Source organism: Bradyrhizobium sediminis (assembly GCF_018736105.1).
Lineage (GTDB): Bacteria > Pseudomonadota > Alphaproteobacteria > Rhizobiales > Xanthobacteraceae > Bradyrhizobium.
Window position 1 is genome coordinate 2,668,657 of sequence record NZ_CP076135.1, and the last position, 14,534, is coordinate 2,683,190.

Genomic DNA, 14,534 nt, shown 5'->3' on the forward strand with positions numbered 1-14,534 from the left:
TCATCTCTTTGGGGCCGGCTTTTCTCGATTCAAGTCGGCACGCGTGAATCTGGCCTCCGGCATTCTAAGCGTTCGTGCCGATGCTTCTTTTAGAGACGCGATCTCCTCCGGCTTCATAGATTCCACATGTTTCATGACCGCTTGGCGGAGGCGATCAACGTTTGCATCGAGATAATTCGCGGCTGTCTGCATGAATCCTCTAAGTTGATCTCCATCCTCTTTTTGTGGACCGAGAAAGGTCGCGAGGATGTGACCAACGCCACGCTGACCGTCGTGTTCGATTACACCGACGACGCATTGTCGCCATGCCCCGAATTTGTGGCCGGCATAGGCGTCTCTAACGTCTTTGAACCATCGAAATGAACTTACCCCATTGGGGTCATGACCGTAGATGGCCTCGGCCGACAGAGGGTATTGCGCGGTCTTGTCGAAGCAGCCAACAAATTGGACGATTGCATCGCGGAATAGACTTTTTCCAATGATGCGGGCTTCGGTCTCAGTCGTCGAAGCATATTTTTCGTGCCAAAGCTTCATCGTCTCCAAGCTTGTTTGCATATCTTGCTGAAGGATAAGGTTTTCGGCGTATTCCCTGGCTAACGCAGTATCCAACGTTTTCAGAGGTGTATCAGCCACGTTGGCGGTCCATCGTTTATGGCCGCCGGCATCGATAACGCCGTCGACGATTGTTAGTTCTCGAGTGGGTGGCATTACATTAGACATCCGAAGAGCACTTCCTCGAAAAGCATGGTACGGCGGGTCGCCCTGGACATCAGCGACGTGTTATCCGTCTACTCGGCTGGTTTCTGACTTTTCTCCAGGCATCATCGCTAAATTGGAAGAACAAGCGTTCCGCTCTACCCTCATCGTCTGCCGCGACCCATGATCTGATTTTCGTACTTCCTAGGACGGCTTCTAGAACCTGCGCCTCGGTCATCGAACAATTGCCCATCAAATGTATGATGCTCTTGGCGCCCATGCCGAGCCCGCCATTCTCAGCGGAACGTCTTTCATCTTCAAGGTAACGTTCGATCTTCCATCGGCGCTGCAATTTTTGTTGCAAGTATCCGAAGAACGCTAACGCCGCAAAGATGCCGGTCAGCGTCTGAGCGATATTGGCCGCGACCGAAAGGGAAGCCAGCCAGTCGAATGGCGGCCAAGCCGGCGAATAAAGCAGCGGCAGACAGATGAACAGCCAAGCCGCCAATGCAGCTAGTGCTATCATGAAGATGTGTCGGTGCTGGGAACCCATCTTACAACTTTAACAAGAACGGTGGCGATTTAAACACTGCTGATTTCTCCCAAGAGTTCGGCAGGGGCGCGGTTTTCTCCGGCGTGCCGATGCCGATGACCGGCGGGCTGATCGCGAGGCCGTGATCAAGATGCAAATGCATCGACCTTGACGTTATATGCAGGCGCATGTAATTACATGCATCTGCATGAAACCACGAGGTCGTGCCATGACTGCGCCGCTCAGACTGATCAGCCACAAGCTCTGTCCCTATGTGCAGCGCGCGGTGATTGCGCTGACCGAGAAGGGTGTCCCGTTCGAGCGGATCGATATCGATCTCGCCAACAAGCCGGATTGGTTCTTAGGCATCTCGCCGCTCGGCAAGACGCCGGTGTTGCAGGTCGGCGACAAGGCGATTTTCGAGTCCGCCGTCATCCTGGAATATCTGGAGGAAACGCAGGCCAAGCCGTTGCACCCGGCCGATCCGCTTGCGCGCGCCGAACACCGCGGCTGGATCGAATTCGGCTCGGCGGTGCTGAACGATATCGCCGGCTTCTATGCTGCGCCGGACGTAGCCACGTTCAAGGCCAAGGCGGCGCAGCTCGAACGGAAACTTGCGCGGCTCGAGGCGCGCGTGGTGGCCGCGCCATGGTTCGACGGCGGGAACTTCTCGCTGGTCGATGCGGTGTTCGGTCCGGTGTTTCGTTACTTCGACGTGTTCGACGACATCGGCGACTTCGGCATCCTGTCCGACAAGCCGAAGCTTGCGCGCTGGCGCAAGTCGCTCGCCGCGCGGCCGTCGGTGCAATCGGCGGTCGGCGCGGACTATCCGGCGCTGCTGCGCGATTTCATCGAGCGGCGGAGGTCGTGGCTGTCGCGATTGCAGGCCGAGGCCCGCGCCGCGGCGTAACGTCCGTCATGCCCGGCCATGACGAAGACCGAGACTTTCAGAGTTCCGACGCCATGCGGGCGAGTGTCGCAACCGTATTCATGTTGCGCGCGGTGCCGGTTTTGGCGGCGGGTATCACCAGCTTCGACTTGGCCATGCCCTCGCCGTAGTGGATGTAGATCTCGCGGCGGCCCAGCCGGATTTCTTCGTCGCGGCGGCCGCGAATGCCGGCCAGCGTATCCGCCGGCGGTGCGCGGTCGAGGAACAGCGCCATGGTGCGATTGGGCGCGGCCTTCGGAAATGGATTGTCCGACAGCACCTCCGCCATCTCGGCGGCGCTGCGCACGAGAACGCCGACCGGCTTGCCGGCATAGGCTTGCAGGCGCTTCTCCAGCGCGGACTTGATGGCGGCTTCGGATTTGCCAAAGGTGAAGACGACATTGCCGCTGGCGATGAAGGTGCGGACGGCGCCGAACCCCAGTTCCTCGCAGATATCCTTGAGGTCGCTCATCGGCAGCTTGCCGGTGCCGCCGACATTGACGGCCCGCAGCAGCGCCACGAACGCGCCCATCGGCCTAGCGAACGTTGGCGAGCCGCATGTCGAGATAGCCGGTCACCGTCTCCATCAGCGGCTCCAGCTTGTCCTCGAAGAAATGGTTGGCGCCCGGAATGGTCTGCTGGTCGATGACGATGCCTTTTTGGGTCTTCAGCTTTTCGACCAGCGTAGTGACGTCCTTCGCCGGCGCCACGATATCCTTGTCGCCGTGGACGATCAGGCCGGACGAGGGGCAGGGCGCCAGGAACGAAAAATCGTAACGGTTGGGTTCGGGCGCGATCGAGATAAAGCCTTCGACCTCCGGCCGGCGCATCAGGAGCTGCATGCCGATCCAGGCGCCGAACGAGAAGCCCGCGACCCAGCAGGCGCGCGCTTCCGGGTTGATGGTCTGCGCCCAATCGAGCGCCGACGCCGCATCCGACAGTTCGCCGGTGCCATGGTCGAACGTGCCCTGGCTGCGACCGACGCCGCGGAAGTTGAACCGCAACACCGAAAAGCCGCGCGCCACAAAGGCGTAGTAGACTTGATAGACGATCGGGTGGTTCATGCTGCCGCGAAATTGCGGATGCGGGTGCAGCACCATCGCGATCGGCGCGTTCTTCTGCTTGGCCGGATGATAACGGCCTTCGAGACGGCCTGCGGGGCCGGTGAAAATGACTTCAGGCATTGGTGATCCTTGGCAAAATCAACCGACTTTGTGCTGGCTTCATCCGGCGCTTTGGCAGATGAAGTCTTGCAGAGAGATAAGGGCTGATCAGACGTCGTTGGGCGATGCGCGAACGGCGCCTGGTGAAGTGGTCGCCGCGTTCTAGCATGAGGCGAGGGGCAAAAAGCAAGCTTCTTGAGCATCTCGCGGGGGCCTTCACAACCTTGGCGTTGGCGATTGCCGGGCGGCGGCGCGATCCCCAATTGCGGTAGGGTCGGCCGGGACGGTGTAGGGTGCTGCCGGCAACGCATTTCTCTTTCCAGGTAATATATTACTCCATGCCTGACCGGGTCTATCTCGACTGGAACGCCACCACGCCGCTTCGCCGCGAAGCCCGGGAAGCGATGGTTGCCGCATGGGAGCTCGCCGGCAATCCGTCCTCGGTCCATGCCGAGGGCCGCCAGGCCCGCCGGCTGGTCGAGGGGGCGAGGGCCGCGATTGCGGGCGCGGTCGGCGCACCGGCACGAGACGTCGTCGTCTTCACCTCGGGGGGAACCGAAGCCAATGCGCTGGTGCTGACGCAGGGCCTGCGGCGGGCGAGCGGGGTTCCCGTGCAGCGGCTGTTGGTTTCCGCCGTCGAGCACGCCTCGGTGCTCGCGGGCGGGCGATTCCCGACCGATGCCATTAGCGTCGTCGGCGTCACCCGGTCGGGCCTGCTCGACCTCGACCGCCTGCGGGCGATGCTCGCTGACGGGCCGCCGGCGCTGGTCTCGGTGATGCTGGCCAACAACGAAACCGGGGCGGTGCAGCCGGTCATGGAGGCTGCGGGGATCGTGCACGAAGCGGGCGGACTGCTGCATGTCGACGCGATCCAGGCCCTTGGCAAGATTCCTTTCGATATCAATGCATTGGGTGCCGATCTGCTGACGCTTTCGGCGCACAAGATCGGCGGTCCCAAGGGCGTCGGCGCCCTGGTTGTGGCCGAGGACCTGCTCGGGCTCGAGCCGGTGCTGCGCGGTGGCGGTCAGGAACACGGCCGCCGGGCGGGGACCGAGAATGTGGCGGGAATTGCGGGCTTCGGCGCCGCCGCCAAGGCCGCCATGGCTGCGCTGGAGGGCGATGCGCGCCGCCTTAAGGGCTTGCGGGACCGGCTTGAAGAAGGCCTGCGGCAGACCCCCGGACTGGTGGTGTTCTCAGGCGACGCTCCGCGGCTGCCCAACACCACGCTGTTCACGGTTCCCGGGCTCAAGGCGGAAACCGCCGTCATCGGCTTCGATCTCGCCGGGATTGCGGTATCCTCGGGTTCCGCCTGTTCGTCGGGCAAGGTGCAGCCGTCGCACGTGCTGGAGGCGATGGGGTTCGGCCCCGAACTGGCCCAGGGAGCCGTGCGGCTCAGTCTGGGCTGGTCCACGACGCCTGCGGACGTCGATCGGACCCTTGAGGCTTGGCGAAGGCTCGCCAATACCTTACTTAAGAGAAGCGACGAAACACTGCTTGAACGGTTCTAAGCAGGTGATTTCCTCCAGGAAACATCGTAATAGTTCTTCAGAATGATCCACACCGCGGTCCTTGAAACCGCGAGCGGAGGATGGAATGGCGGCCGTACAAGAGACCGTCGATCGGGTGCGCCGGATCGACGTCGATCAATATCGTTATGGGTTTGAGACCGTAATCGAGTCCGACAAGGCCCCGAAGGGGTTATCGGAAGATACCGTCCGCTTCATTTCGGCGAAAAAGAACGAGCCAGCCTGGATGCTGGAATGGCGGCTGGAGGCCTATCGGCGCTGGCTGACCATGACCGAGCCGACCTGGGCGCGGGTCAATTACCCCAAGATCGATTACCAGGATCTCTATTACTACTCGGCGCCGAAGCCGAAGAAGCAGGTCTCGTCGCTGGACGAGATCGATCCGGAAATTCTCAAGACCTACGAGAAGCTCGGCATTCCCCTGCGCGAGGTGGAAGTGCTGGAGGGCGTCGCCCGCCCCGAGGGCGAACGCAGGATCGCCGTCGACGCCGTGTTCGATTCGGTTTCCGTGGCGACCACCTTCAAGGAAGAGCTGAAGAAAGCCGGCGTGATCTTCATGCCGATCTCGGAGGCGATCCGCGAGCATCCCGAACTGGTGCAGAAATATCTCGGCACCGTGGTGCCGACCTCGGACAACTATTTCGCTACGCTGAACTCGGCGGTGTTCTCCGACGGCTCGTTCGTCTATGTGCCGCCGGGCGTGCGCTGCCCGATGGAGCTGTCGACCTATTTCCGCATCAACGAGCGCAACACCGGCCAGTTCGAGCGCACCCTGATCATCGCCGACAAGGGTGCATACGTCAGCTATCTCGAAGGCTGCACCGCGCCGCAGCGCGACGAGAACCAGTTGCACGCCGCCGTGGTCGAGCTGGTGACGCTCGACGACGCCGAGATCAAATATTCGACGGTGCAGAACTGGTACCCCGGCAATTCCGAAGGTGTCGGCGGCATCTACAATTTCGTCACCAAGCGGGGCGATTGCCGCGGCAACAATTCGAAGATTTCCTGGACCCAGGTCGAGACGGGTTCTGCGATCACCTGGAAATATCCGAGCTGCATCCTGCGCGGCGATAATTCGCGCGGTGAATTCTACTCGATCGCGATTTCGAACGGCCACCAGCAGGTCGATTCCGGCACCAAGATGATCCACCTCGGCAAGAACACGACGAGCCGGATCATCAGCAAGGGCATCGCCGCCGGCGTGTCGCAGAACACTTATCGCGGCCTCGTCACCGCGCATCGCAAAGCCACCGGCGCGCGTAATTTTACGGCGTGTGATTCCTTGTTGATCGGCGACAAATGCGGTGCGCACACCGTGCCGTATATCGAGGCGAAGAATTCCTCGGCGCTGTTCGAGCATGAGGCCACCACGTCAAAGATTTCCGAGGATGTGCTGTTCTACTGCGTGCAGCGCGGGCTGAGCCAGGAAGAAGCCGTCGGCCTCGTCGTCAACGGTTTTGTCAAAGACGTGCTGCAGCAGCTGCCGATGGAATTCGCGGTGGAAGCGCAGAAGCTGATCTCGATCAGCCTCGAAGGATCGGTTGGATAGGAAGTGCCTCATCCTGAGGAGGCCGCGTGAGCGGCCGTCTCGAAGGGTGAGAGGAAAGATTGTCGGCCACGTCCTTGCAAGACGCGCCTGCGGCGCTCCTCAGGACGAGGAAAACGAAAGAAAGACGGAACAACGTAATGTCACTGCTCGAAGTCAAGAACCTGCAGGTCCGTGTCGACGATCGGGAGATTCTCCACGGGCTGTCGCTGACGGTGAACCCGGGCGAAGTGCACGCCATCATGGGGCCGAACGGCTCCGGCAAGTCGACGCTGTCGCACGTCATCGCCGGTAAGCCCGGTTATGAAGTCACCGGCGGCGAGATCCTGTTCAAGGGCGAGAACCTCTTGGAGATGTCGCCGGACGAACGCGCCGCCAAGGGCGTGTTCCTGGCGTTCCAGTATCCGGTGGAAATCCCGGGTGTCGCCACCATGACCTTCCTGCGCACCGCGCTGAACGCCCAGCGCAAGGCGCGCGGCGAGAGCGAATTTTCGACGCCGGATTTCCTCAAGAAGGTTCGCGAGGTCGCCAAGTCCCTCAACATACCGCAGGACATGCTGCGCCGTGGCGTCAATGTCGGCTTCTCCGGCGGCGAGAAGAAGCGCAACGAAGTGCTGCAGATGGCGCTGTTCGAGCCGAGCCTGTGCATCCTCGACGAGATGGATTCCGGGCTCGACATCGACGCGCTGCGGGTCGCCGCCGACGGCGTCAACGCGCTGCGCTCGCCTGACCGAGCCATGGTGGTGATCACGCATTATCAGCGGCTGTTGAATTACATCGTGCCGGATTTCGTGCACGTGATGTCGAAAGGCCGCGTCGTGAAGAGCGGCGGCAAGGAACTGGCGCTGGAACTCGAGGCTTCCGGCTACGCGCAGTTCGAAGCCGCGGCCTGAACCTGAAGCGGATGTCGTAATGAACGTTGCATTGGCAAAGACCGAGACCGGACGCGCGCTGAGCGACAGCTTCGCGGTCGCGCGTGACCGGCTGCCCGGCGCGGGCAAGGTCGCGGATCAGAGGCGACAGGCGTTCGAGGCCTACGAGCGCGCCGGCCTGCCGCACCGGCGGATCGAGGACTGGAAATACACCGACCTGCGCGCACTGATGCGCGAGGTGTTGCCGCTTGCGCCCGCACCGGACGCGGCGGCGCTGAACCGCGCAGCCGCCGCGCTGAAACTGCATGCGATCGACGGCGCGCGCCGGCTGGTACTGGTCGACGGCGTGTTCGCGCCAAAACTGTCGGAAACGGCCAATCCCGAACAAGGCCTCGCCATCCGCACGCTGTGCGAGGCGCTGGAAACCGGCGATGCGGCGCTGCAGGCGCAATTGTTCGCGCCCGACCATTCCGATTCCATGGTGGCGCTGAACAGCGCGATGATGACCGACGGCCTCGTGATCGAGATCGCCGACGGCGCCGTGCTGGCGCAGCCGCTGCATATCGTCCATATCGCCAGCAGCGCCGTGCCCGCGGCGATGTTCACCCGCTCGCTGCTCCGCCTCGGCAAGGCCGCTGGCGCGACGCTGGTGGAAAGCTACATCAGTGCCGATGGCGCCAAGGCCTATCAGGTCCATGACGCGCTGGTACTTTCGATCGGCGACGGCGCGCGGCTCGACCATGTCCGCCTGGTCGAGGATGGCCGCGACGCCTTCAACATCTCCTCATCGGTGATGCGGCTCGGCGCCCACGCCCATTTCAACACCTTCGGCATGACCTCCGGCTCCGGCGTCAGCCGTTACCAGGCCGTCATCGCCTTTGCCGGCGAGGGTTCGAAGGTCGAGGCCAACGGCGTCAATCTGCTGAACGGCCATCAGCACGCCGACACCACGCTGTTCATGGACCACGCGGTGCCGAATTGCGTCAGCCGCGAGATCTTCCGCGCCGTGGTCGACGACCGCGGCCATTCGGTGTTCCAGGGCCGCATCATCGTCCGCCCTGACGCGCAGAAGACCGACGCCAAGATGATGACGCGGGCGTTGCTCTTGTCCGACGAGGCTGAGGCCGACAACAAGCCGGAGCTGGAGATTTTCGCCGACGACGTCACCTGCGGCCATGGCGCCGCCATCGGCGCGCTCGACGAGAGCCTGTTGTTCTATCTGCGCGCGCGGGGCCTGCCCGAGAAGGAGGCCCAGGCGCTGCTGATCCAGGCCTTCGTCGGCGAGGCGATCGAATCCATCGTCAATGACGGCCTGCGCGAACTCGCGATCTCGGCGGCGCAGCGCTGGCTGGAGGCACGGGGATGACCATGCATCCGGCAGTCCTGAACGGTTCATACGACGTCGCCCGGGTCCGGGAAGACTTTCCCGCGCTGGCGCTGAAGGTCTACGGCAAGCCGCTGGTCTATCTCGACAACGCCGCCTCGGCGCAGAAGCCGACCGCCGTGCTCGACCGCATGACGCAGGCCTACAAGAGCGAATATGCCAACGTGCATCGCGGGCTGCACTACCTCGCCAATGCAGCGACGGAAGCCTATGAGGGCGGCCGCGCCAAGGTTGCGAAGTTCATCAATGCCGGGCGCAACGAAGAGGTCATCTTCACCCGCAACGCCACCGAGGCGATCAACCTCGTGGCCTCGTCCTGGGGCGAGCCGAATATCGGCGAGGGCGACGAGATCGTGCTCTCGATCATGGAGCACCATTCCAACATCGTGCCCTGGCATTTCCTGAGGGAGCGTCACGGCGCCGTCCTGAAATGGGCCGATGTCGACGACGAAGGCAACTTCCTGATCGACGAATTCGAAAAGCTGCTGGGCCCGCGCACCAAACTGGTCGCGATCACGCAGATGTCGAATGCGCTCGGCACCATCGTTCCGGTCAAGGAAGTGGTGAAGCTCGCGCATAGCAGGGGCATCCCGGTCCTGGTCGACGGCAGCCAGGCCGCCGTGCATCTGGCGATCGACGTGCGCGATATCGACGCCGATTTCTACGTCTTCACCGGCCACAAGCTGTACGGCCCGACCGGCATCGGCGTGCTCTACGCCAAGCACGAGCACCTGGTCGCGATGCGGCCCTATAACGGCGGCGGCGAGATGATCCGCGAGGTCGCGCGGGACTGGGTCACCTATGGCGATCCGCCGCACAAGTTCGAGGCGGGCACGCCCGCCATCGTGGAATCGATCGGGCTCGGCGCCGCGATCGACTACGTCAATTCGATCGGCAAGGAGCGGATCGCCGCGCATGAGCACGATCTTTTGGCCTACGCCGAAGCGCGGCTGCGCGAGATCAACTCGCTGCGGCTGATCGGGACCGCACGCGGCAAGGGCCCGGTAATCTCGTTCGAGATGAAGGGCGCCCATCCCCACGACATCGCCACCGTGATCGACCGCCAGGGCATCGCGGTGCGCGCCGGAACCCATTGCGCGATGCCGCTTTTAGAGCGGTTCAACGTCACGGCCACCTGCCGTGCCTCGTTCGGGATGTATAATACCCGTGAAGAAGTCGACCATCTGGCACAGGCGCTGATCAAGGCGCGGGAATTGTTTTCATGAGCGACACCGTCGAAGCCAAAAATCTGGAACTCCAGAATCTGGAAGCCAAGACCAGCAACATGGAAACGAACTCGGCGCTGCCGCCGGAGGAGACCGAGCGGCTCGGCGGCGAGATCGTGGCCGCGCTGAAGACCGTGTTCGACCCGGAAATTCCCGCCGACATCTACGAATTAGGCTTGATCTACAAGGTTGATATCAAGGACGACCGCTCCGTCGACGTCATGATGACGCTGACGACGCCGAACTGTCCGGCGGCGGGCGAGTTGCCGCAGATGGTGGAGAACGCGGTCGCCAGCGTTCCCGGCGTCGGCGTGGTCAATGTCAATCTGGTCTGGGAGCCGGCATGGACGCCGGATCGCATGACCGACGAGGCGCGCCTCGTTCTCAATATGTGGTGAAGCGTTATTGGCCTGGATCTTGTTAGTTCACGGCGAAACAGCCGGCATTGATTTGCCGCGAGGATCGACCACATGACAGATATGACGCCCATTTCTCCGACACCGGCCTCCAAGCCGAAGCCGCGTCCGCGGCCGCAGGTCATGAAACTGACCGAGGCCGCCGCGCAGCGCATTGCCGAACTCACCAGGCGCGCCGATTCCGAAATTGTGGGTCTTCGCGTCGGGATCAAGAACGGCGGCTGCGCCGGGCAATCCTACACGGTCGAATACGCCCACGAGATCCGGCCCACCGACGAGGTGGTCGAGGACAAGGGCGTCAAGATCCTGGTCGATCCCAAGGCGGTGCTGTTCCTGCTCGGAACCGAGATGGACTACAAGGTCGACAAGATGTCGGCGCAGTTCATCTTCAACAATCCGAACCAGACAGGCGCCTGCGGCTGCGGCGAATCCGTGCAACTGACGCCTGCGAAGATCGTGGACGGCTAGGTCCCGGCTGCGCCGACCCGTTGGCTCGCAATGACGACTTGATGTAAGCCAAGCCATACCCGCTATGGACCGGCAGCCATGGACCGCGATTTCCTGATCGATCTGTTTTCGGATTTTGGCCCGGTCACCATCCGCCGGATGTTTTCGGGCTTCGGCATTTCCGCCGACGGCATCAACTTCGCGCTCGCGCTGCGATCCGGACTCTATTTCCGGGCTGACGAGGCGACGATACCGCAGTTCGAGGCCGAGGGGGCGACGCCGTTTCAGTACCAGACGCGGGCGAAGACCGTTACCGTCAACTCGTACTGGCAGTTGCCGGCGCGGCTGTTCGACGATTCGGAGGAACTGAGCGTGTGGGCGAAGGCGGCGCTGGCGGCGGCGCAGCGCGCTGCCTTGCGCAAGCGTCCGAAGCCGCGCAAGCCGGCGAAGAAGGCGGTCGCCAGGAAAGCTGTGAGCAACAAGACGGCGGCAGGGAAGAAACCGGCGTCGAAGAAACCTGAGAAGGCGAAGAGCAAAAAGTCTTCATCCTGAGGAGCGCGCTCCAGGGCGCGTCTCGAAGGATGGCTGCAAATGACACCCGCGGCCTCATGGTTCGAGACGCGCAAGATGCGCTCCTCACCATGAGGACCTAACGGAATCCGTGCAATGAAACGTCACGCCACCTGGACCTGGCTCTGGGTCTCGGCGGCGTATTCCGGGTCGACTTCGCAGATCACGCGGTTGCGGCCGTTGCGCTTGGCGGCGTAGAGGCAGGCATCGGCGCGTTCGATCAGCGCGTCGGTATCGTCGCCCGGCTTCAGCATGGAAACGCCGACCGAGATGGTGACGCGGCCGAGAATTTCGCCGGTGGATTTCTTCTTCAGTTCCTTCGCCATGACGGCGCGGCGGATGTGATCGGCGACCGTCAGCGCCTGGCGCAACGCGGTGTTGGGCAGCACCACCGCGAATTCCTCGCCGCCGTAGCGGGCGGTGATGTCCTGGCCCTTGATAGTCTGCTTCAGCGACATGCCGACCAGCCGCAGCACCTGATCGCCGGTGAGGTGACCATAGGAATCGTTGAACGATTTGAAGTGGTCGATATCGAACATCAGAAGTGAAAGCGGTTCGCCGCTGGCGAGCGCGTTCTGGACCGCCGTCTCAATCGAGCGGTCGAAATATTTGCGGTTGCCGAGTCCGGTCAGGGGATCGGTCAGGCTTTCGGCCCTGATCGCCTCGAGGCTCTGCTGCAGGTTGCTGATTTCGTTCTTCGACAGCGAAAGCCGGTCTTCCAGCGCCTTGTTGGTCTCGCGCATCTCGCGGGTGGACTTCACCAGCGATTCGACGATCGCTTTGATCTGGTCGGGTTTCTGGGCGACCGAAAGCTTCAGGGTCGCACCCGTCAGGCTGTCGTCATAGCTCGCAGCCATGCCGAGCGCTTCGCCGATCAGCGTCATCACGTCGTCGATTTCGCCGATCACGCGCGATCCGACCTTGTCGATGCGGTCGGTGGTCTTGATCTGGGAGAGATAGGTCTCGTAGATCTGCTCGAGATCGGCCTCGGTCAGCTTGCCGTTGCGCGCCAGCGTCTCGTTGATGATCTTGTTGAGGGGGGAATTGTATCCGGTGGCGTAGACGTACCAGATTTCATAGTTGCGGGGGACGGCGGTTTGCCGGAGGGATTTGATCTGGCCCAGCGCGACTTCGGCGAAGGCCATCGTGCGTTCATGTTCGTCCAGCACCTTAATCACAGGTCTCGTCCCCACATGGCAGGCAGCGTTGCCCGCCATCCCGCAGCAATCAATAAAATTATCGGCGGCAGGTTAATGTAGGAGAATGAACGGCCGGTAAACGGGTTCCTACCGGCCTTTAACTGAAGTTCGGAACAAAAATTTAGATTCGGGCGCGAACCGGGCGCAACAGGAACGCCGGAAGGTGCGAGTGATCGGCAGGCTCCAATGACGCGTCGCGTGGCGCCGGGGGCGCTTCGGGGCGGCCGATCGAAGGTGCGCGCGAGGGAGGCGGAGCCGACGGCGGCGTGAACGCCGCCGCTGCGGCTTGCGGCTGCGGACCCGAACTGCGGCCGCCGCCTGAACGCCGCGGTTCGCGTTCGCGCCGCGGCTTGCGGCCGCCGCGCGAACCTTCTCTTGATCCGTCTCTCGAACCTTCTCTTGAACCTTCTCTTGCGCCATCGCGTCCGCGGGAGTGGCGCGGCTGCTCGGATTCGCCGCCGGGCGCAGCTGCGGTGCCCTCAATCGGCTCAACGGCGCTGCCGCCCTCGATGTGGGGGATGCTTTGGCCGATCAGCTTTTCGATCGCGACGATGGATTTCTGATCGAGCGGCGTCACGATGGAGATCGCCGTGCCGGCGCGGCCGGCGCGGCCGGTGCGGCCGATGCGGTGGACGTAGTCATCGGCATGATGCGGGACGTCGAAATTGAAGACGTGGCTCACGGCCGGAATATCGAGGCCGCGGGCAGCGACGTCGGAAGCGACCAGCAACGGAATCTCGCCCTTGCGGAATTGATCGAGAGCTGCGGTGCGCGCCGACTGGTCCATGTCGCCGTGCAGGGCGCCGACGCTGAAGCCGTGCTTGTGCAGCGATTTGTACAGCAGCGCGACCTCGCGCTTGCGATTGCAGAAGATGATCGCGTTGTTGAGATCCTTGGCGTCGCGCAACAGGCGGCGCAGCACTTCACGCTTCTCGTGCGGCTCGCGACCGACACTGATCTGGAATTGCGACACGCCGACGGCGGTGGTGGCGGGCCTGGAAACCTCGATCCGCTGCGGATTGTGCAGGAAGGCTTCGGTGATGCGGGCGATTTCCGGCGGCATCGTTGCGGTGAAGAACAACGTCTGCCGCGTGAACGGGATCATCTTGCAGATGCGCTCGATGTCGGGAATGAAGCCCATGTCGAGCATGCGGTCGGCTTCGTCGATCACCAGCAGTTCGACGCCGGTGAGCAATAGCCCGCCGCGTTCGGTATGGTCGAGCAGGCGGCCGGGGGTCGCGATCAGCACATCGACGCCGCGTGTCAGCTTGGTGTCCTGGTCGCCGAACGAAACGCCGCCGATCAGGAGCGCCACGTTGAGCTTCTGCCCGGCGCCGTATTTGTCGAATTGCTCCTTGACCTGGGCTGCGAGCTCGCGCGTCGGCTCCAGGATCAGGGTGCGGGGCATTCGGGCGCGGGCGCGGCCCTTTTCCAGCAGGGTGAGCATCGGAAGGACGAAGGCCGCGGTCTTGCCGGTGCCGGTCTGGGCGATGCCGAGAACGTCGCGGCGGGCCAGAACGTGGGGGATCGCCTGTTCCTGAATGGGGGTAGGGGTGGTGTAACCGGTGGCCGCAACCGCGGCGAGCACCTTGTCGGAAAGTCCGAGATGGGAAAAAGACATTGAGCCTCTAGTCGACACCGCCGTTCGGAATCGAGGATAGAAAGGCTGTCGCGTTCAACCCCGAAACGGCGCGCTTTATGAAGCTGGGGGTTCTGACTTACGCAGACGAGCGGCTAACCCAAGGGAATCGCGTTTCGATCCAGGGCCGCGTTGAAATGGAACATAGGGGTGAAACGGCCAAAGTCAATCTTGGAACCGGCCAAATGGCCGAAAAAGCTTAACGTTTTCGCTCAAATAAGGGGCGCATCGTCATTTAACGGTCAAGTGACAAGGCCGCGCCGGGGGATTGGCAGGGCGAGGCGGGTTCTCTGGCGCGCCAGTTCGCAACTCCCACGGGCATTGCCGCCATTGAACCGGCGCTGTTCGTTTATCGACTATGGCATAGAGCGGATCGCACGAGCCGCGGAT

General features: G+C 62.6%; 15 protein-coding genes. 9 read left to right on the plus strand and 6 right to left on the minus strand.

Annotated elements, in window-relative coordinates:
- Together KMZ68_RS12650 and KMZ68_RS12655 are read right to left on the minus strand one after the other, a co-directional pair.
- Positions 1-633, minus strand: coding sequence for a hypothetical protein (locus tag KMZ68_RS12650; RefSeq protein WP_215616073.1), 633 nt, complete (start codon positions 631-633; stop codon positions 1-3).
- A gap of 136 nt (positions 634-769) precedes the next feature.
- Positions 770-1,222 carry a hypothetical protein gene (locus KMZ68_RS12655; RefSeq protein ID WP_215616074.1) on the minus strand — a complete coding sequence of 151 codons (453 nt, stop codon included), beginning with the start codon at positions 1,220-1,222 and terminating at the stop codon, positions 770-772.
- A gap of 235 nt (positions 1,223-1,457) precedes the next feature.
- Here KMZ68_RS12655 and KMZ68_RS12660 point away from each other — a divergent pair, with 235 nt between their 5' ends.
- Positions 1,458-2,138 (plus strand): glutathione S-transferase family protein, encoded by a 681-nt coding sequence (locus KMZ68_RS12660; protein ID WP_215616075.1) that lies wholly within the window; start codon positions 1,458-1,460, stop codon positions 2,136-2,138.
- A gap of 37 nt (positions 2,139-2,175) precedes the next feature.
- Here KMZ68_RS12660 and KMZ68_RS12665 read toward each other — a convergent pair whose 3' ends face one another.
- Positions 2,176-2,688, minus strand: coding sequence for a DUF1697 domain-containing protein (locus KMZ68_RS12665; protein ID WP_215616076.1), 513 nt, complete (start codon positions 2,686-2,688; stop codon positions 2,176-2,178).
- Positions 2,689-2,692: 4 nt separating this feature from the next.
- On the minus strand, positions 2,693-3,340 hold the full coding sequence (locus KMZ68_RS12670; RefSeq protein WP_215602141.1) for an alpha/beta hydrolase: 648 nt from the start codon (positions 3,338-3,340) through the stop codon (positions 2,693-2,695).
- A 317-nt stretch (positions 3,341-3,657) separates the two neighbouring features.
- Here KMZ68_RS12670 and KMZ68_RS12675 point away from each other — a divergent pair, with 317 nt between their 5' ends.
- From KMZ68_RS12675 to KMZ68_RS12710, 8 genes are all read left to right on the plus strand, one after another.
- Complete coding sequence (locus KMZ68_RS12675) at positions 3,658-4,827, plus strand: cysteine desulfurase family protein (RefSeq protein WP_215616312.1); 1,170 nt, start codon at positions 3,658-3,660, stop codon at positions 4,825-4,827.
- 85 nt (positions 4,828-4,912) lie between these two features.
- Positions 4,913-6,394 (plus strand): Fe-S cluster assembly protein SufB, encoded by a 1,482-nt coding sequence (gene sufB / locus KMZ68_RS12680; protein ID WP_215616077.1) that lies wholly within the window; start codon positions 4,913-4,915, stop codon positions 6,392-6,394.
- Positions 6,395-6,531: 137 nt separating this feature from the next.
- Positions 6,532-7,284 (plus strand): Fe-S cluster assembly ATPase SufC, encoded by a 753-nt coding sequence (gene sufC, locus KMZ68_RS12685; RefSeq protein WP_215616078.1) that lies wholly within the window; start codon positions 6,532-6,534, stop codon positions 7,282-7,284.
- A 19-nt stretch (positions 7,285-7,303) separates the two neighbouring features.
- Entirely contained in the window at positions 7,304-8,629 is a 1,326-nt protein-coding gene (gene sufD, locus KMZ68_RS12690) for a Fe-S cluster assembly protein SufD (protein WP_215616079.1), read from the plus strand.
- Positions 8,626-9,873, plus strand: a complete 1,248-nt coding sequence (locus KMZ68_RS12695; RefSeq protein ID WP_215616080.1) for a cysteine desulfurase — start codon at positions 8,626-8,628, stop codon at positions 9,871-9,873. Before sufD ends, KMZ68_RS12695 begins: the two co-directional genes overlap by 4 nt.
- Entirely contained in the window at positions 9,870-10,271 is a 402-nt protein-coding gene (locus tag KMZ68_RS12700) for an SUF system Fe-S cluster assembly protein (protein ID WP_215616081.1), read from the plus strand. The genes KMZ68_RS12695 and KMZ68_RS12700 overlap by 4 nt, the downstream gene beginning before the upstream one ends.
- 72 nt (positions 10,272-10,343) lie before the next feature.
- Positions 10,344-10,757 carry a HesB/IscA family protein gene (locus KMZ68_RS12705; RefSeq protein WP_215616082.1) on the plus strand — a complete coding sequence of 138 codons (414 nt, stop codon included), beginning with the start codon at positions 10,344-10,346 and terminating at the stop codon, positions 10,755-10,757.
- A 78-nt stretch (positions 10,758-10,835) separates the two neighbouring features.
- A complete protein-coding gene (locus KMZ68_RS12710; protein WP_215616083.1) occupies positions 10,836-11,288 on the plus strand; it encodes a TfoX/Sxy family protein in 453 nt (150 codons plus the stop codon).
- A 122-nt stretch (positions 11,289-11,410) separates the two neighbouring features.
- Here KMZ68_RS12710 and KMZ68_RS12715 read toward each other — a convergent pair whose 3' ends face one another.
- Positions 11,411-12,484 carry a GGDEF domain-containing protein gene (locus KMZ68_RS12715; protein ID WP_215616084.1) on the minus strand — a complete coding sequence of 358 codons (1,074 nt, stop codon included), beginning with the start codon at positions 12,482-12,484 and terminating at the stop codon, positions 11,411-11,413.
- A 142-nt stretch (positions 12,485-12,626) separates the two neighbouring features.
- Positions 12,627-14,126: a DEAD/DEAH box helicase gene (locus KMZ68_RS12720; RefSeq protein WP_215616085.1), complete on the minus strand. Its 1,500-nt coding sequence runs from the start codon at positions 14,124-14,126 to the stop codon at positions 12,627-12,629.
- Between the last annotated feature and the right edge of the window lie 408 nt (positions 14,127-14,534).